Source organism: Pseudomonas guariconensis, from assembly GCF_040822035.1.
GTDB lineage: Bacteria > Pseudomonadota > Gammaproteobacteria > Pseudomonadales > Pseudomonadaceae > Aquipseudomonas > Aquipseudomonas guariconensis.
This window is the reverse complement of sequence record NZ_CP162012.1, coordinates 1,870,923-1,889,491: the sequence shown is the minus strand read 5'-3', so window position 1 is coordinate 1,889,491 and position 18,569 is coordinate 1,870,923. Positions and strand designations below refer to the sequence as shown.

Genomic DNA, 18,569 nt, shown 5'->3' with positions numbered 1-18,569 from the left:
TCTCAACGATCCTTGAATTGCGCCTCGCGCTTGGCGATGAAGGCGGCCATGCCTTCTTTCTGGTCCTCGGTGGCGAACGCTGCATGGAACACCCGGCGCTCGAAGCGCACCCCTTCGCTGAGGGTGACTTCGAAGGCGCGGTTGACGCTTTCCTTGACCATCATGCTCACCGGGATGGATTTGCTGGCGATGGTCGCGGCGACCTTCAGGGCCTCCTCGAGCAATTCAGCCTGCGGCACCACGCGGGCCACCAGGCCAGCGCGCTCGGCCTCTTCGGCGCCCATCAGGCGACCAGTCAGGCACAGTTCCATGGCCTTGGCCTTGCCCACCGCACGGGTCAGGCGCTGGGTACCGCCCATGCCAGGCAGCACGCCGAGGTTGATCTCAGGCTGGCCGAACTTGGCGTTGTCGGCGGCCAGGATGAAGTCGCACATCATCGCCAGCTCACAACCACCGCCCAAGGCAAAGCCGGACACAGCCGCGATGATCGGCTTGCGGCGGTTGGCGATACGGTCGGCGTCGCTGAACAGGTCTTCGACGTAGATCTGCGGATACTTGAGCTCGGCCATTTCCTTGATGTCAGCACCCGCGGCGAAGGCCTTGGCCGAGCCGGTGAGCACCACGCAGCCAATGTTCGGGTCACGCTCGAGCTGGTCCAAAGCCTGGTTGATCTCGCCGACGATCTGCGCGTTCAGGGCATTGAGCGCCTGGGGCCGGTTGAGGGTGATCAGGCCGACCTTGCCATGGATGTCCAACAGGATGGTTTCGAATGCCATGCAGACTGCTCCTTCAAAGATTGCGCGCAATGACCATGCGCTGAATGTCGCTGGTGCCTTCGTAGATCTGGCAGACCCGAACGTCGCGGTAGATCCGCTCCAGCGGGAAGTCGCTCAGATAGCCATAACCGCCGAGCGTCTGCAAGGCATCCGAACAGACCTTTTCTGCCATTTCCGAGGCGAAAAGCTTCGCCATGGAGGCTTCGACCAGCGCCGGACGGCCTGCGTCGCGCAGTGCCGCGGCATGCAGCACCATCTGCCGGGCCACGGCGATGCGCGTGGCCATATCGGCCAGGCGGAAGGCCACGGCCTGATGCTCGATCAGTGGCTTGCCGAAGCTCTGGCGCTCATTGGCGTAGTCGCGCGCCACTTCGAATGCCGCCCTGGCCATACCCACGGCCTGGGAGGCAATGCCGATGCGCCCGCCCTCAAGGTTGGCCAGGGCAATCTTGTAACCCTCGCCCTCTTCGCCCAGGCGATTGGCCACCGGCACACGCACCTCGTCGAACACGATCTGGCAAGTGTCGGAAGCATGCTGACCCAGCTTGTCTTCGACCCGCGCCACCTGGTAACCCGGCGAATCGGTGGGCACGATGAACGCACTGATGCCACGCTTACCGGCCTCAGGGTCGGTCACGGCGAAGACAATCACCACCCCGGCGTTCTGTCCGGAGGTGATGAACTGTTTGCTGCCGCTGAGCACATAGTGGTCGCCGTCGCGGCGTGCGCGGGTTTTCAGGCTGCTGGCGTCGGAGCCGGCCTGGGGTTCGGTCAGGGCGAACGCGCCGAGCATTTGGCCGCTGGCCAGCGGCGTCAGGAACTGCGCTTTTTGCTGCTCGTTGCCAAAGCGCAGGATCGGCACGCAGCCGACCGAGTTGTGCACGCTCATGATGGTCGAACAGGCACCATCGCCCGCGGCGATTTCTTCCAGCGCCATGGCATAGGCCACATACCCGGTGTCGCTACCGCCCCATTGCTCCGGCACCAGCATGCCGAACAGGCCCAGCTCAGCCATCTCGGCGATGGCCTCGCGAGGGAAGCGGTGCTCCTTGTCCCACTGCTCGGCAAAAGGTTTCAGGCGCTCCTGCGCGAATGCACGGACGGCGTCGGCGATCTGTTGTTGCTCGTCAGTTACCAGCATGGTTCACCTCAATACAGGCACTCGACGGCCATGGCCGTAGCCTCGCCACCGCCGATGCAGATGGCCGCCACGCCGCGGCGCAGATTGTTCTGGCGCAAGGCCGATAGCAAGGTCACCAGGATGCGTGCGCCGGAGGCACCGATCGGATGGCCCAGGGCGCAGGCGCCGCCATGGATATTGACCTTCTCGTGCGGCAGGTCCAGGTGTTTCATGGCCGCCAAGGTGACCACCGCGAAGGCCTCGTTGATCTCGAACAGGTCCACCTCGGCCAGGTTCCAGCCAGTGCGCTTGATCAATTTGTCGATGGCGCCAATGGGTGCGGTGGGGAACAACGCCGGGGCGTCGGCGAAGGCCGCGTGGCCATGGATCACCGCCAGCGGCTTGAGCCCGCGCTTTTGCGCCTCGGAGCGGCGCATCAACACCAGCGCGGCAGCGCCATCGGAAATCGAGCTGGAGTTGGCGGCCGTCACGGTGCCGCCGTCGCGGAAGGCCGGGCGCAGTTGCGGGATCTTGTCCAGGCGAGCCTTCGGTGGCTGCTCGTCGTCACTGACCAGGCGCTTCTCTTTGCCCTCGGTGACCTCCACCGGCACGATCTCTGCGGCGAAGCGGCCGTTCTTGATAGCGTCCTGAGCGCGGGTCAACGAGGCGATGGCGAACTGGTCCTGAGCCTCGCGGCTGAACCCATTGGCCTGGGCGCAATCCTCGGCGAAGGTGCCCATCAGACGGCCCTTGTCGTAGGCGTCTTCCAGACCGTCCATGAACATGTGGTCGATGATCTTGCCATGGCCCATGCGGTAGCCGCCGCGGGCTTTGTCCAGCAGGTATGGCGCATTGGTCATGCTTTCCATGCCGCCGGCCACCACCACATCGGCGCTGCCGGCCAGCAGCAGGTCATGGGCCATGATCGCCGCCTGCATGCCCGAGCCGCACATCTTGTTCAGGGTGGTACAGGTGGTGTGCTTGTTCAGCCCCGCGCCAAGCGCAGCCTGGCGTGCCGGTGCCTGGCCGAGGCCTGCCGGCAGGACACAACCGAACAGCACCTGCTCGACGCTGTCGCCCTGGATACCGGCACGCTCGACGGCGGCACGGATGGCGGCAGCGCCCAGCTGCGGCGCACTCAGGCTCTTGAGGTCGCCCTGCAGACCGCCCATGGGCGTGCGCACGGCGCTGACGATGACGATCGGGTCGTTGGCGAGTGTCATGTGCGGATCTCCTTACTTGGCAGCCATGCGCAAGGCACCGTCGAGGCGGATCACCTCGCCGTTGAGCATGCTGTTCTCGATGATATGGCGGGCCAGGGCTGCGTATTCCTGCGGGCGCCCAAGGCGCGGCGGGAACGGCACGCCAGCGGCCAGGGAGTCGCGGACCTCCTGGGTCATGCCGGCCATCATGGGCGTCTCGAAGATGCCTGGGGCAATGGTCATCACGCGGATACCGAAACGCGCCAGCTCACGGGCCGTCGGCAAGGTCAGGCTGGCGATGGCGCCTTTGGAAGCGGCATAGGCGGCCTGGCCGATCTGCCCGTCGTAGGCGGCGATCGAGGCGGTATTGATGATCACCCCGCGCTCGCCGCCTTCGTCCGCCGCCCCTTCGGCCATGGCCGCCGCCGCCAGGCGCAGCAGGTTGAAACTGCCGATCAGGTTGACGTTGATCACCTTGGCGAAGCTGGCCAGGCCATGGGGGCCATGTTTGCCTAGGACCTTCTCGGCGCCGACGATGCCGGCGCAATTGACCAGCCCGTGCAGGCTGCCGAAGGCGCTGACCGCAGCATCGACGGCCGCTTTGGCCGCCTGCTCGTCGCTGATGTCGGCGACGGCGAAGCGGGCCTGCTCGCCCAGCTCACGGGCCTTGGCCTCGACCGCTTCGGCATTGAGGTCGACCAGCATGACCTTGGCACCGGCGGCGACCAGCATCTGCGCGGTGGCAGCACCGAGCCCGGAAGCTGCGCCACTGACGATGAAATGCTTGTTGGCTATCTGCATGATGTACTTCCTCAGGCGCTGGCGTGTGAAGCCTGCGCGGCTTGTTGTAGGGCAATTTCCTGATTACGCAGGATGAAGCGTTGCAGCTTGCCGCTCGGCGTCTTGGGCAGCTCGCTGACGAATTCGATTTCCCTCGGGTAGGCATGGGCGTACAGACGCTGACGCACATGCTGGCGCAGGGCTTCCTCCAGTTCGGCGCTGCCTTCGAACCCCTTGGCCAGCACCACGAATGCCTTGATCAGTTCGGTACGTTCCGGATCGGGTTTGCCGATCACCGCAGCCTCGATCACCGCTGGATGTTCGATCAGCGCACTCTCCACGTCGAACGGCCCGACCCGGTAGCCTGAGGTGGTGATCACATCGTCACTGCGACCGACAAAGCTGATGCTGCCATCGGCATTGAGCTCGACGGTGTCACCGCTCAGGTAGTACTTGCCGACGAAGGCCTTGGTCGGCAACCCGTGGTAGCCCCCGAACCAGCATAGCGGCGACTGTTCGCGATCGACGGCGAGGATGCCGGGCTGTCCGGACGGCAACTCGTTGCCCTGCTCGTTCAGCACCACGATGCGGTGGCCGGGGATGGCGAAACCGGCCGAGCCTGGGTGGACGGTATGCTTGAGCGCGTGGTGGTTGCACAGCACCATGCCGAGCTCGGTCTGGCCGTAATGGTCGTGGATGGTCACGCCCAGCTCGTCCGCGAACCAGCGAATGACCTCCGGGTTCAGCGGCTCGCCGGCACTGCTGACCACCCGCAGGCGACCTTTGATCGGTGCCGAGAAATCGCTGCCGGCGGCTATCAGCAGCCGATAAGCAGTCGGTGAGCCGGCCAGGTTGGTGATGCCGTGCTTGTCGATCATCCGTGCGCAGCTCTCGACGCTGAACGGGCCGTCGTAAAAGGTGGTGGCGTGCCCCAAGGCCAACGGGCCGGTGACGGCGTAGTAAAGACCATAGGCCCAGCCCGGGTCCGCCAGGTTCCAGAACTTGTCGTCCGGGCGCAGATCGATGGCATCGCGCATGTAGCCTTGGAAGGCGACGATGGCCCGCAACGGCACCTCCAGTGGTTTGGCCGGCCCGGTGGTGCCGGAGGTGAACATCAGCAGGAAGGGGTCGTCCCCAGTACGCCACACAGGCTCGCATTCGTTGGGGGCAGCGTTGAGCTCGGTATGAAAATCCAGCTCACCGGCCGCCGCGCCCACCGTGATGATCGTCGGGCAATCCGCGACATCGTTGAGCTTGGGCCGGTTGTTGCGCTCGGTGACCACCACACGGGCGTGGGACTGCTCCAGGCGATGCTCGATCGCCTTGGGACCGAAGGCGGTGAATAGCGGCTGGTAGACCGCCCCCAGACGCCAGGTGGCGAGAATGCTCACCAACAACTCAGGGGTGCGTGGCATCAGGCCGGCGACCCGGTCACCGGCGCCGACGCCTTGAGCCTTCAACACATTGGCAAAGCGCTTGGCCAGGGCCTGCAGTTGGTCGAAGCTGTAGACCGCGCCATTACCGTCGCGATCCTCCCAGATCAACGCAGGCCGATCGCTGCCCACATGGCGGTCGCAGCATTCGACACAGGCATTCATGGCCTGCAGGTTGCCCTGCAACGCAGCCTGGACAGCCTGGGTGTAATCGAACGAACGGGCGGCTTCGGCGTAGTCACGCATCGTCAGACTCCTGGTTATTGTTGTTGGAGTGGACCCTTTGTCTGACGATGTTCGCGCCGGTCACCCAGGCCGGCAATGGCCAAAGCTGTCAATCTGGATGACCGGTTTGGCCGTTGTCATCTCACGCCTGATCGAGGGCCTGCGACTCGAGGATTTCGCAGGTCAACAGCTCGACCCTCTTCTGCACCGCCGCCTCTCGCGCCTTTTGCAAACGCGCCCATCGCTCGGTGTACTCCTGACTGGAGAGCCCTGTGCGGGCGTCGTCCAGTTCCGAGCCTTGCGCCTCGAAAGACGCGCCAAGATCGGCAAAGGCCGCCGGATGGCGGGCTTGCACGTAGTCGCGCCAGAACTGCCTCCCCCCCAGGCTCTCGGCCAGCGCTTGATTGGTTTGCGCAGCCTGCACGGTGCGCAAGGCCTCTTGCAACTGTGCTTCGCTGACGTTGGCCAGGTTCGTGAAGCGCATCGTGCGCGGCTGGAAAGGCAAGTCCAGTGTCTGGGCCAGGCGCACCCGGTAGAACAGATCGATCTCGACGGCATCGACGGCCCGCCCGGCAGCCACCCGCTGGGCAATGTCCCGGGAGGCGAAACGCTGCACCTGATCCAGGCGGAACAACTTGCGGCCCAGCTCCAGCAGCGCTTCGCCTGCGTCTTCAATACCCGTTCGATTTTCCACCTCGACCACCTGCCGGTGCACCAGCAGGTCACTGAACTGACGGGCAACGCTGTCGCTGCAGGTGCGCGGCTGATTGGCCCACGCATACAAACCGTCGCGCAGGGACGGGTTGTCGGCCAGGAACCCAATGAGTTCCCAGACTTGCTCGGCCAGATCCGCTGGCGTGCGTTGGTAATCCGATGTGCGTCGCAGTTCGCCCAATAGTTCGAACAGGCCGTTGCTTTCGGGTGTCGCGGCAAGGCTGTCCCATTGCGCCTGTCGAGCCTCGCGCAGATCGGCCTGGCTATCGTGCAGCCACCGGTCACGGGTTGTGATTGCTTCCACAACCTCGATGTCCAGCGGGTCATGGGGCAAATGGTCGATATCCAGCGCAACCAGGCGAGCCAATTCCCAAGACGGCAGCGGATTGCCCTCGATGATGAACGCCATCCGATGCGCCAAAGGCATGTGCAGCGTCTCGGTCGGAACACTGGCGATCAGGTTGTCACGCAGATCCACGTATGTGAGCCGTTCGCACAACTCGAGGCCCGACGGCCAGGTAGCCAGGCTGCATCGGCGCAGGCGTAGCTGATCCAGCCTTGGGAGATGGTTCCAGCGCATCTCCTGCGCCCCCAGTGGATTGAAGCTCAGGTCCAGCACCTGAAGCTCGGGCAATGTCGTGAGAATAGCGATGCCGGCGGCATCGAGCCGAATGCCGTTGCGCGCCAGCTGCAGGCTGCGCAGTTCGGACAGATACCCCAAGCCTTGGGGCACACGGCGCAGGCGGTTGTCCGCCAGGTTCAATCGCCGTACGGAACCGAAGCAGCGCAGGAACGGCGTAGGCACCTGCTCAAGATCCATGCTCGACAGTGACAGTTCCGTTACGTGCGCGAACTCGACCTCCGTGGGTATCTCAGGCAGGACCTGCGACGCGAAACCGCTCAGGTCCAAGCGCATGCCTTGTGGCTGCCCGTCTTCCCCGGTCACCGACTCCCCCTGCAGCCGCCAGCATTGGCGCAACCGCTGGCCCAGGTGTTGGCGCAGCGTGCGCCTGGATGCGCTCCCTTCAGCCGACACCCATCGGTTGAGCGCCTCGTCGAGCTGGGCATATTGGCTCTCCTGGACCAGCAACACTTCGAACGGCGAACCCGGTAAGCTGAGCAATTGCGCGAGAAATGCTTCCACCCGCTCGTCATCGAACTGCGGGTAAAGGCTGCGAATACGTATCCGCAAGGTGTCCGCCGCACGCTGACGCACCGCGCCACGGCCACTGAGTGGATAGCCGAGCCGGCCATCGGTCAGGCGCCGGGGCAGATTGAGCGACGCTGCATGCTCCGGCCAGCTGAGCAGTTGCAACAGTGCCTTGCGCGTCGTCGGCAGTCGACCTTGAACCAGCAAACGCAACGCCTGTGGCACATCGCCGGCTGCCAAGCCCAACCGAGTGGCCTGCTCGGACGTCAGCGCGGCGCTGACCGCCTCGAAGATCCCGCCCGGCTCGGCGACGTCTGTTTCCAGCTCACGCCCATGGTAGTCATAGAGACGGAACCGGCCTTCCTTGCGCACCAGCAACGTTCGGGCCTCGTCACGCCTGGCCGTGGGCGCGATCACCGCCAGACGCGGGCCGGTGTCCGAACCTTCACGCAGCTCCAGGTTCACCTCTTGTGGCCAGTTGGGCACACGCGACAGCACGGCCAACACCAGTTCACCACACAGGTTGCTGTCGGCATGGGACAGGTAGACCCCTTCCAAGGCGCGCGCCAATCGAGCGTGCTGACTGAGCACGCGCGCCCTGCGCGCGAGCGCCAGAGGTATTCGGGACTCGGCCAACGCCAGGCTACGCTGCGCCGCGGACACATCGCTGATCGCGTCCTGAGCATAGGCCTCCGGTAATCCGGGAAAATCCCGCTTCAGCAGGGTGCGCAACGCATCGTCGGCCAGGGTCTCCTGGCTCAGGTGCTGGAGCAGTTGCTCGCGTAGCAGCGCCTGGTCACCCAGCAATTTTTCACGTCGGGCCGTCGGGCTCAGCGTCTGCAGTTCAGGTCGGGCATCGCACCATGCCTGGATCTGCGCCTCGCCCTCGGTGCCGGCGACCAGGTGATCGAAGAACGCCTCGATTCGTCCATGGGCCTCGAAACGCCGCAAGGTGCTGCGCAGTTGCACTGGCAATGGGCGGTTCTCCACCAGTAACGCGCGCAACTGGGTTTGGTCCATCACCGCGATGCGCAGAATCTGCTCGGCATGCTCGGCGTCCAGGGGCTCGGGCATCGGCCACAAGGTATCGAGCATTTGGGCGCTGTCGCTCCACTCCAGCGGGTTGTCCTGGCGCAGACGCCAGCAGCGCTCGCCATTGGTCTCGACGATTGGACCAAACGCGTCCTGGCGCTCAGGATGACGCAGACGCCAGGGGCCGTCCGATACCGGCCGGTGTACTTCGTAGTAGCGTTGCCCCCGGCGCAGCCAGCGCCGCTCGCCCGTGCCACAGAGCCCATCCGGCGCAGGCTGGGGGTCGGCCGGCGAACACGCATAGACACTCAAGTCGTTGTTCCAGAGCCGAGCCGTGCTGCCATCGACCGTCACCGGTTCCAGCGCATCGACGAACGCGCTGCGCTCAAACCCACTGGCCACGGCCTGGGCGCCGGTGGCCACCACGCCGGCCACCGCCAGGTTCTCTGCAACACCCAGCATATGATCAAGCGCCTCGTGCTGATGACCGCGCTGCCAGTCCACTGCCCCCTCGAACACATGAGCCAATGTCTGCACGACGAACTGCCCCAGCAGCACGGCCCCGACAGTAGGCACGAACAACCCGGCCAGATTGGCCAAGCCAAGCCCCGCGTCCTTCCAAGCCTGCAGCCTGGACTTGCTGGCCTGGTGGTCCACTTCGGCGGTCGGTACCAACAGCAGGCGGGCATCGGCTTTCAGGCGCTCAACCTGGCGCTGCACAAGGCCATCGAATACATCGCCAGTCACCGGTTCGCCTTCGATCTGCAGATCAGGCTGGGTATCGGCCAGGCGCAGTTTGAGCAGTGCCAGCCATTCTGGCCGCTGGCCGAGCGCGATTCGCTGGCCGAACGATTGTTGATACTCCGGCCGCTTGAGTGACTCAACCAGGGCCTGGTTCAAGGCCGAGCGGGAAGAATAATGGCGCACGGCATGCTCCGGATCCCCTCCCAGGTAGAGCACCTGCCCCACATCCTCACCTTCACTGTCGCGCAGTTGCACCAGCAACCCATCCACCAAAGGCTGCCCGAGTACCGTCAGCAAGCCGGGATAGGCGAGTGTCTGCCCGCCCTGCTCGCTGCCAGCATCCACCACCCGCTCCAAGGCCGCCTGCGCGCTGCTGTCCAGCCGTCCTTCCAGCCCAGCGACAGCGGCCGCAAGCTTCAGACCTGCGCGCTTTTCGCCAGCCAGGGCGGTGCAAGTGGACGGGTCGAATACCTTGTTCAGCAAAGCCTGATAGCCAGCACCGGCGTCCAGTGCGCGGCATTGCCGGACCAGCTCGGTCAGGTCAGGTGTCAGCACGGTGTCTTTGCCTTCGGCCACCAAACCACTGCCGTCGTAGAACCGGGCGCCCTCGGTGAAGTTCTGCATCAGTCTCAGCAGACCGGGATGGCGACGCTCATCGGGCGTGTAATCCAGCCAACCGGTGCTCAATGGAACCTGCAGACTGGGCAGGATCTCGCGCCATTGCAGCGTATCGGGGGCCGGCGTGGTGGGCAGCAGCGGGCGCAGTTTTTCCTCCGCATACGCCTTGAGCCCGACCAGGGCTTCGGTCGCCTTGCTCACCTTGGCCTGGCTGGCCTTCAGAGCCTTGTAATGCGTCCGAAGCGCGCTGATCTGCCCAGGCGTGCCCTGCTCCAGCCAAGCAGGCAATCGCTTGATGATGAAGTCATCGGTAGCCGTGGCCAGCTTGGCTTTTTTTGCCGCATCCAGGGGTAGGTTGTCGCGCTTTGTCATGGTGAACCCTTCGTGTCGAAAGGCGCCACCTTGGCGACAGGCCGTCTCGCGCGGCAGACGGAAATCCGCCTAGGGTAGTGCCTTGGCCGGGCCGGACATTCCGCTCAGCTCGCGGTAGTGCCCTGGGTTGCACCCAAACCATTTACGAAACGCCTTGTAGAAGGAGCTGCTGTCAGCGAACCCCAGACGTTCGGCGATAGTGCCCAGCCCTACCTCACAATCGGCCAGCCATTGGATCGCCAATTGGCGCCTTACGCTGTCCTTGAGGCCCTGGTAGGTTTGGCCTTCTTCGGCCAGACGACGGCGCAGCGTCGATGCAGACAGGCACAGCTGGCGTGCCAGCGTTTCGGCATCCGGCCAGGAGGCCGGGTCCAAGACCAGCAGGTCGTGGCGAATGCGCCGTGCCAGGCTGGCCGGATCGCGGTACTTGACGAGGATGTTGCCCGGCGCTTCGGCCAGAAAACGCTGCAGTTCCTCTGCTGTGCGCTTGAGCGGTACATCCAGGCAGTCGGCGGCGATGATCATGCGCGTGCGGGGTCGGTCGAACTGCAGGTTTTCCGAGAACATCACCCGATAATCGTCGCAAAACGGCGGCTCGGCACAGCGCAAATCGATGGCCAGGATCGGGATGCGTCGCCCGGCCAGCCAGCAGGCCACGCCGTGTACGATCATCCAGAAGGTGAAGTAGGTAAAGGCGCGGCGCGGTGTCTCCCGCGGCTCGTTGATGACGATTTCGGCCAGGCTCTGCTGGCGCACCAGGCTCGGCTGCAGGTCCTCGAGCATCAACGACAGAAACGCCAGGGCAGTTTCCAGCCCTGCACCGAGGGTGGGTTGGGCCATGCTGGCCCGGCACAGGAACGCCAGGCTGCCACTGCGCAGGCCGCGCGGGTCCATGGCGAAGAATTCGTCATTGCAACGGCGCGCCAGCAGGCGCCAGAGCCGGGCGTAGGCTTCTGCACTGACCCGTGCCTGGGGCAGGTCGAGCTCGCTGGCGTCGATGCCAGCACGGGCCAGCAAGGGCGCGTCAGCCTGCCCGGCCGGGCAGGTCTGCAACAGCGCCTCGCGCACCAGTTGCATGGAAATGGTGTCTTTCTCGCTCATTGGCCATCCAGCGCCTGTGTTGTTTCAGCCGGCCATCTTAGGCCCGTGGGGGAAAAACGCCAGCGCCGGGCAGCGGGGCTTGCTGCGTGGCGCTTGCTTCAAAGGCTTGCGGCCAACCCCAGGAACGCCTGGATCAACCGCAATTCCCGGCGCCGCTCCAGGCAGCCGATCATGTGCCGATTGACCAAGCCTTCCCCGGCCAATGGCCTGGCCACCACCCGAGGGTCGTGGGCCACCTCCATCGACGAGACGATGCCAAAGCCTAACTCGGCCGCCACCGCCTCGGTGACCGCCTCGCGGCTGTCCAGCTCCAGCAACACCCGAGGCTGCACCTTGGCCGCGGTGCAGGCCTGGTCGAAGGTGCGGCGGGTCATGGAGCTGGGTTCGCGCAGTACCATGATCTGGCGGTCCAGGTCAGCCAGAGGCAACTCGCCCTCGCCTGCAGCCCAAGGATGGCTGGCCGGCAACAACACGCACAGCCGCGAGTCCCCCAGGCTTTGCAAGTACAGGCCCTTGCGCGGCTCGACCTCGGTGAGCACGGCCACGTCGGCGTGCTCGGACAACAGCGCCGCCAAGGTCTCCTGGGCGTTGCCCAGGCGCAGGTTGACGGTGATGCCCGGATAGCGCGCCCGCAGCATGCCAAGCATCGGCATCACCCGGTGCGGGCCATCGGCCGCGACCTCCAGGCGCCCAGTGAGCAATTGCCGGTTGGCCTCGAGCATCGCCTGGGCCTCTTCGGCCAGGCTGAACATCGCCCGGGTGATGGCCGCCAGACGCGTGCCCTCCTCGGTCAACTCCACCCGTCGCGCGGTCCGGCGCAACAACGTGATCTGGTAGTGCTCCTCCAGCGCCTTGACGTGTCCGGTCACCGCCGGCTGGCTGATGAACAGGCGCGCCGCAGCGCGGGTGAAGCTGCCTTCGCGGGCCACCGCATCGAAGGCACGCAGTTGGAACAGGTTCATAGCTATCGGCCTTACTTATGGCTGGCATAACGACAAACAATTTGATTGATAACTCGGCAAATTGCAATTTAGGCCCCGTAAGTTTCAGCCCACCGCTTGTGAGGAATACCGGAATGAGCAACGCCCCGATCCTGCTGACCCCTGGCCCATTGACCACCTCGTCCCGCACCCGCCAAGCCATGCTGGTGGACTGGGGCTCCTGGGACCGCGACTTCAACCAGCTGACCGCCAGCCTGTGCGAGCAACTGCTGGCCATCGTCAACGGCGCGGCCACCCACCACTGCGTCCCTCTGCAGGGCAGCGGCACCTTCGCCGTGGAGGCCGCCATCGGCACCCTGGTGCCACGCGACGGCAAAGTGCTGGTGCTGATCAACGGTGCCTACGGCCAGCGCCTGGCCAAGATCTGCAAGGTCCTGGGCCGTGCCTACAGCACCTTCGAGACCGCCGAAGACCAACCGACCACCGCCGCCGATGTCGACCGCCTGCTGGCCGCCGACCCGGCCGTCACCCACGTGGCGCTGATCCACTGCGAAACCAGCACCGGCATCCTCAACCCGCTGCCCGAGATCGCCCAGGTGGTCAAACGCCACGGCAAGCGCCTGATCATCGACGCCATGAGTTCCTTCGGCGCCCTGCCGATCGATGCCGCACACGTACCTTTCGAGGCCCTTATCGCCGCCTCCGGCAAGTGCCTTGAAGGCGTACCGGGGATGGGCTTCGTCTTCGCCGAGAAAAACGCCCTGGCCGCCTCCGAAGGCAACTGCCACTCCCTGGCCATGGACCTGCAAGACCAGCAGGCGTACATGGCCAAGACCGGCCAATGGCGCTTCACCCCGCCCACTCACGTAGTGGCGGCGTTGCATGAAGCCCTGGTGCAATACAACGAGGAAGGCGGCCTGCCCGCTCGTCACCAACGCTACGCCGACAACTGCAAGACCCTGCTCGAGGGCATGGCCAAGCTCGGCCTGCGCAGCTTCCTGCCTGCCGAGATCCAGGCGCCGATCATCGTCACCTTCCATGCTCCGCGAGACGCTCGCTACCAGTTCAAGGACTTCTACGAGCGCGTCAAGGCCAAGGGTTTCATCCTCTATCCGGGCAAGCTGACCCAGGTGGAAACTTTCCGCGTTGGCTGCATCGGCGTGGTGGGTGCCGAGGGCATGCAAGCTGCCGTCGATGCCGTAGCCCAGGTGCTGCGGGAAATGGAAGTGCTGGACATCTAATTCAACGACCGACCCTTTTCTTCAGGAACCCGCGCACATGAACTACAGCAACCCAACCCAGCTGCAAGCCGCCATCCTCGACTGGGCCGGTACCGTGGTCGACTTCGGCTCCTTCGCCCCGACCCAGATCTTCGTCGAAGCCTTCGCCGAATTCGATGTCCAGGTATCCATCGAAGAAGCCCGTGGCCCGATGGGCATGGGCAAGTGGGATCACATCCGTACCCTGTGCGATGTGCCCGAGATTGCCGAGCGCTACCGCAAAGTGTTCGGCCGTACGCCGACCGATGACGATGTCACCGCCATCTACGAACGCTTCATGCCCCTGCAGATCGAGAAGATCGCTGTGCACTCGGCGCTGATCCCAGGCGCCCTGGACACCCTGACAGGCCTGCGCAAGGATGGCCTGAAGATCGGCTCCTGCTCCGGCTACCCGAAAGTGGTGATGGACAAGGTGGTGGAGCTGGCCAAGCAGAATGGGTATGTCGCCGACCACGTGGTGGCCACCGACGAAACCCCGAACGGTCGTCCGTGGCCGGCCCAGGCCCTGGCCAACGTGATCGCCCTGGGCATCGATGATGTCGCCGCCTGCGTCAAGGTCGACGACACCGTGCCAGGAATACTCGAAGGCCGTCGCGCCGGCATGTGGACCGTCGCTCTGGTCTGTTCGGGCAACGCCCTGGGCCTGACCTGGGAGGGTTACCGCGCCCTGAGCGCCGAGAAGCTCGAAAGCGAGCGCAAGCGCATCCACGCGATGTTCGAAAGCTCCCGCCCACACTATCTGATCGACACCATCAACGAGCTGCCAGAGGTCATCGCCGACATCAACCGTCGCCTGGCCAAAGGGGAAATGCCACAGGCCTCGTAAGCCTCAGGTGCCGCTCGCGGACAAGCCCCCACTTACAAGGGATGCACTGCCCCGTCAGTGCGGGCTCGTCCACGAATGGGTCGGATCGCTCATGCAGATGTCAGACCGCGCGGTTGAGCTTCACCCAGGCCGCGAACTTGTCGATGAAGGCCTGCAGGAACGGGCGAGTCTTGTCATTGAGCTTGCCCGAATCTTCGAACAGGCTCGCCGCCCCCCCGAGGTAGGCCTCCGGCATCTGCATGCAGGGCATGTCCAGGAACACCAGCGCCTGACGCACCGCATGGTTGGCCCCGAACCCTCCAATCGCGCCCGGCGATACGCTCACCACCGCTGCTGGCTTGCCGCTCCAGGCGCTTTGCCCGTAGGGTCGCGAGCCCACATCGATGGCATTCTTCAACCCACCAGGCACCGAGCGGTTGTATTCAGGGGTGACGAACAGCACCGCGTCGCTGCGCCGGATCTCGTCGCGAAAACGCTTCCAGGCCTCCGGCGCATTGGCCTCGACATCTTCGTTGTACAACGGCAGGTCGCCGATTTCGACGATCTTCAGCGCAAGGCTGGAGGGCGCCAACTCTCCCAGGGCCCGGGCCACCTTGCGGTTGTAGGAATCCTTACGCAAGCTGCCGACGACGACCGCTACCGAATAAACCTGGCTCATGGTGGTGTGCAACCTCTATTGGTTGGGGAAGTTGTAGTTATAGATGACCGCTCCCCATTCCCGGAGTTTTTTTCCCACCTGCGGAAAACTTCCCCCCGGTTTCATCGGTCTATGCCTGCAGATGTTTCCGATAATTTCAGAGGTTTTCTCGCAAATGGCAGCAATCCTGGTCGGCCAATTCCACGCTCGTGACGCCGAAGGCCGCATCTATCCCGTGCACGAGTTCCAGGAGTCGACGCTCCAGGCCGACGGCAGCACCCTCGGCGCCCCCATCGTCACCTACCGACTGCCCGTCGGCGACCGGGTCAATCACCTGGGCGAAGACCGCTTCGAACTGGCCCGCAGCGGCGTTGAACTCATCCGCATTCCTTGATGCAGTCGACCGTATAGACGGGGCCCTGGCCAGCGTCTTCGCATTGCAGGCCATGGACATCGGCGACAAAACCCGGAAAACCGCTGTTGAAGGCCCGGGCGAAGGCCAGATAGTCGATGATTGCCCGCGTGGAGTCGGTAAAGCGCTCCCCCGGCATGATCAACGGAATGCCCGGTGGATACGGCACCAGCATGACCGCCGAGACACGCCCCAGCAGCGCCTCGATCGGCACGGCCTCCACCTCTGCCCGCACGAGTTGGTCATAGGCTTGGGCCGGGCTCATGGCCATCTCCGGCAAACGGGTGAACAGCCGCTTGAGCTGCTTGGCCGTTGCATTGGTCCGGTAGCAGTCATGCAACTGCTCACACAGATCACGCAGCCCTAGGCCCTGATAGCGTGACGGCGCTACCGCCATCACGCTGGGCAGACAAAGACTCAACGGTGTGTTGCCATCGTAGTGGCGCTTGAACTCCAGAAGCTCGGTGAGCAAGGTGCTCCACTTGCCCTTGGTAATACCCATGGAGAACAACACCAGGAAGCTGTACAACCCGGTCTTCTCCACCACCAGCCCTCGCTCCCAGAGAAACTTGCTCACCACCGCCGCCGGAATGCCGTGCTCGCCCAAGGCGCCCCCTGCCGTGAGCCCCGGCATCACCAGGGTGACCTTCAGCGGGTCGAGCAGCACGTAGTCCTGCTCCACTTCGCCAAAACCGTGCCACTCGGCGCCCGGCTGCAGCAGCCAGTCCTGCGCCGCCAGGCGGTGGATCCCTTCGGCTGCAGGTGGCTGCCAGATGCTGAACCACCAGTCATCAGCGGCGATGTGTTCACGCAGGTTAGCCAGTGCACGACGAAAGCTCAGGGCTTCGTCAAACATCTCCTGCAACAGCGAGCGCCCGGCCGGGCCTTCCATCATGCTCGACGCCACGTCCAGTGACGCCAGAATGCTGTACTGCGGCGAGGTGGAGATGTGCATCATGAAGGCTTCGTTGAAGCGGTCGCGGTCCAGTTGCCGCTGGCTGCCATCCTGCACGTGGATCATCGACGCCTGGCTGAACGCTGCCAGCAGTTTGTGGGTGGAATGGGTGCTGAACACCAGCGGGCTGCCGTCGCCACGCGCTGTGCCCATGGCATAGCGCCCGGCAAAGAACTCGTGGAAGGCGGCATAGGCGAACCAGGCTTCGTCGAAGTGCAGCACCTCGACACTGGCGCCGAGCTCCTGCTTGATCAGCCCTGCGTGATAGCACAAACCGTCATAGGTGGAGTTGGTCACCACGGCCAGGCGAATACGCGCCGCCCGCCCCCGGGCCAGAGGGTTGGCCTTGATTTTCGCCTGAATCGAGGCCGCGCTGAATTCGCTGAGCGGGATCGGACCGATGATGCCCAGTTCGTTGCGCTCCGGGCACAGGTAGACCGGGATGGCGCCAGTCATGATGATGGCGTGGACCACCGACTTGTGGCAGTTGCGATCCACCAGCACCAAGTCGTCGCGACCGACCATGGCATGCCAGACGATCTTGTTGGCGGTCGATGTGCCGTTGATCACGAAGAACGTGTGGTCGGCGCCGAAGTTACGCGCAGCTCGGGCTTCGGCCTCGGCCAAAGGGCCTGTGTGGTCGAGCAGTGAGCCGAGCTCGGGCACCGAGACCGACAGGTCCGAGCGCAAGGTGTTTTCCCCGAAGAACTGATGGAACGCCTGCCCCACCGGGCTCTTGCGGTAGGCCACGCCACCGCCATGACCAGGCGTGTGCCAGGAATAGTTCGATTGCGCGGTGTGCTGCACCAGGGCCTTGAAGAACGGCGGTAACAAGCCGTCGAGATAATTGTGGGCGGCGCGGGCGACTTGACGGGCAAGAAAGGGGACGGTGTCTTCGAACAGGTAGAGGATGCCGCGCAACTGGTTGAGCTCGCTCATGGCTTCAGCCGGGGCATATTCGAGGGTGACCTGTTCACCGAGGGCGAAGATCGGCAGGTCTGGCGCACGTTGTCGCGCCAGGCGAATCAGCTCAGCCATGCTTTGCAACAGATGAGCGTCTTCTCCGACGCCTTCGGCGGCGATCAACATGCAGGCCAGGCCGTGATGGGTCGCCGCTACCAGCCTGGCTTCAGCCTGGTCGGCGGCGGCCAGGATGGCGAAACCGTCCTGGGCGAGCTCCTCGGCAATGCCGCGCACGCGCTCACCGGCGACGCTGTCGGCCTTGATCGCGCGGTGGACGATGAGGATGGGGAACTTGAGGTCCTTGTACATCGGCAACTACTCCCTTCGCAGGACAGGTCCGTCCTTTCAGGGTAGAAGCTGGCCGATCAGGCTGCGCATCTTTCTGCGGGCGCTGGCGTCGCCTGGGAAAGGGCCGCAGAGCGGCCCCGGTATAGCCAATCAGCTGGCGGCAGGCTCCGTGAGCGCCTGCCACATCGACGGCGCCCCCGCCGATTTGGCGATCGCTGCCAAGCGCTCGGCATGTGCTTCGAGCTCCTCGGCACTGGCCAGGATGACTCGCCCCGGCTGGCGCCCGACGATGCGGCGGATCTCGCTGCCGGTACCGCCTTCGCCGGACTCGTCGCCGTCTGCCCCATGGGCCGCCAGCGACAGGCTGGTCTGGCCACCGGTCATCGCCAGGTAGACGTCGGCCAGCAGTTCGGAGTCGAGCAGTGCGCCGTGCAGCTCACGACCGGAGTTGTCGATGCCATAGCGTTTGCACAACGCATCGAGGCTGTTGCGCTGGCCCGGGTGCCGCGCCCGCGCCAGCATCAGGGTGTCGATGACGGTGCAGTATTGGGAAACGTCGGCGCGGTCGTGCTGGCCCAGCAGGGCGAACTCGTTGTTGATGAAGCCAACGTCGAACGCCGCGTTGTGGATGACCAGGTGCGCGCCTTTGATGTACTCGAAGAACTCTTCGGCGACATCGGCGAATCGCGGTTTGCCGATCAGGAAGGCATCGGTGATGCCGTGCACCCCGATCGCGCCTTCGTCACTCTCGCGGTCCGGTTGCAGATAGACGTGGAAGTTGCGCCCGGTCAGGCGCCGGCCGATGACCTCGACGCAGCCGATCTCGATGATCCGGTGGCCTTCGGTGACCGGCATGCCGGTGGTTTCGGTATCGAGGACGACGTACCGGTTGACTTGCTGCTCCACGCGGGTGGCTCCAACTTGCATCAGGACAAAGCCGGGATTGTACCCCAAACGACAGGGTGGGGCGCTACGTCGGGTGAACCCGCTACCACCTGAC

General features: G+C 64.5%; 14 protein-coding genes. 3 read left to right on the top strand and 11 right to left on the bottom strand.

Annotated features, from left to right (window positions below; genetic code table 11):
* Positions 1–2: 2 nt before the first annotated feature.
* The 8 genes from AB1N67_RS08525 to AB1N67_RS08490 all read right to left on the bottom strand — a co-directional run bounded on the left by AB1N67_RS08525 (position 3) and on the right by AB1N67_RS08490 (position 12,229).
* Positions 3–776: an enoyl-CoA hydratase gene (locus tag AB1N67_RS08525; RefSeq protein ID WP_043213863.1), complete on the bottom strand. Its 774-nt coding sequence runs from the start codon at positions 774–776 to the stop codon at positions 3–5.
* Between the two features lie 13 nt (positions 777–789).
* Complete coding sequence (locus AB1N67_RS08520) at positions 790–1,917, bottom strand: acyl-CoA dehydrogenase (RefSeq protein WP_182941375.1); 1,128 nt, start codon at positions 1,915–1,917, stop codon at positions 790–792.
* Positions 1,918–1,925: 8 nt separating this feature from the next.
* Positions 1,926–3,119, bottom strand: coding sequence for an acetyl-CoA C-acyltransferase (locus tag AB1N67_RS08515; protein WP_090345832.1), 1,194 nt, complete (start codon positions 3,117–3,119; stop codon positions 1,926–1,928).
* Between the two features lie 12 nt (positions 3,120–3,131).
* Complete coding sequence (locus AB1N67_RS08510) at positions 3,132–3,899, bottom strand: SDR family NAD(P)-dependent oxidoreductase (RefSeq protein WP_090345834.1); 768 nt, start codon at positions 3,897–3,899, stop codon at positions 3,132–3,134.
* Between the two features lie 11 nt (positions 3,900–3,910).
* Positions 3,911–5,557: an AMP-binding protein gene (locus AB1N67_RS08505; RefSeq protein WP_367863670.1), complete on the bottom strand. Its 1,647-nt coding sequence runs from the start codon at positions 5,555–5,557 to the stop codon at positions 3,911–3,913.
* Positions 5,558–5,678: 121 nt separating this feature from the next.
* A complete protein-coding gene (locus AB1N67_RS08500; RefSeq protein WP_367863669.1) occupies positions 5,679–10,166 on the bottom strand; it encodes an NEL-type E3 ubiquitin ligase domain-containing protein in 4,488 nt (1,495 codons plus the stop codon).
* A 69-nt stretch (positions 10,167–10,235) separates the two neighbouring features.
* Positions 10,236–11,267 carry an AraC family transcriptional regulator gene (locus AB1N67_RS08495; RefSeq protein ID WP_043214117.1) on the bottom strand — a complete coding sequence of 344 codons (1,032 nt, stop codon included), beginning with the start codon at positions 11,265–11,267 and terminating at the stop codon, positions 10,236–10,238.
* A gap of 98 nt (positions 11,268–11,365) precedes the next feature.
* Positions 11,366–12,229, bottom strand: coding sequence for a LysR substrate-binding domain-containing protein (locus tag AB1N67_RS08490; RefSeq protein ID WP_043214119.1), 864 nt, complete (start codon positions 12,227–12,229; stop codon positions 11,366–11,368).
* A 113-nt stretch (positions 12,230–12,342) separates the two neighbouring features.
* Between AB1N67_RS08490 and AB1N67_RS08485 the strand changes: the two genes are divergently transcribed.
* A complete protein-coding gene (locus AB1N67_RS08485) occupies positions 12,343–13,449 on the top strand; it encodes a 2-aminoethylphosphonate--pyruvate transaminase (protein ID WP_043214121.1) in 1,107 nt (368 codons plus the stop codon).
* Between the two features lie 37 nt (positions 13,450–13,486).
* A complete protein-coding gene (gene phnX / locus AB1N67_RS08480; RefSeq protein WP_043214125.1) occupies positions 13,487–14,314 on the top strand; it encodes a phosphonoacetaldehyde hydrolase in 828 nt (275 codons plus the stop codon).
* A gap of 100 nt (positions 14,315–14,414) precedes the next feature.
* Here phnX and AB1N67_RS08475 read toward each other — a convergent pair whose 3' ends face one another.
* Entirely contained in the window at positions 14,415–14,972 is a 558-nt protein-coding gene (locus AB1N67_RS08475) for an NADPH-dependent FMN reductase (RefSeq protein ID WP_090345844.1), read from the bottom strand.
* A 154-nt stretch (positions 14,973–15,126) separates the two neighbouring features.
* Between AB1N67_RS08475 and AB1N67_RS08470 the strand changes: the two genes are divergently transcribed.
* Positions 15,127–15,345, top strand: a complete 219-nt coding sequence (locus AB1N67_RS08470; RefSeq protein ID WP_043214129.1) for a hypothetical protein — start codon at positions 15,127–15,129, stop codon at positions 15,343–15,345.
* On the opposite strand, the gene AB1N67_RS08465 is transcribed toward AB1N67_RS08470, so the two are convergent.
* Complete coding sequence (locus AB1N67_RS08465) at positions 15,329–17,590, bottom strand: Orn/Lys/Arg decarboxylase N-terminal domain-containing protein (RefSeq protein ID WP_102081781.1); 2,262 nt, start codon at positions 17,588–17,590, stop codon at positions 15,329–15,331. The two genes, AB1N67_RS08470 and AB1N67_RS08465, sit on opposite strands and share 17 nt — an antisense overlap.
* Before the next feature lie 129 nt (positions 17,591–17,719).
* The gene (gene dnaQ / locus AB1N67_RS08460) at positions 17,720–18,496 is read right to left on the bottom strand and encodes a DNA polymerase III subunit epsilon (RefSeq protein WP_043214132.1); all 777 of its coding nucleotides are present in this window, start codon (positions 18,494–18,496) and stop codon (positions 17,720–17,722) included.
* Between the last annotated feature and the right edge of the window lie 73 nt (positions 18,497–18,569).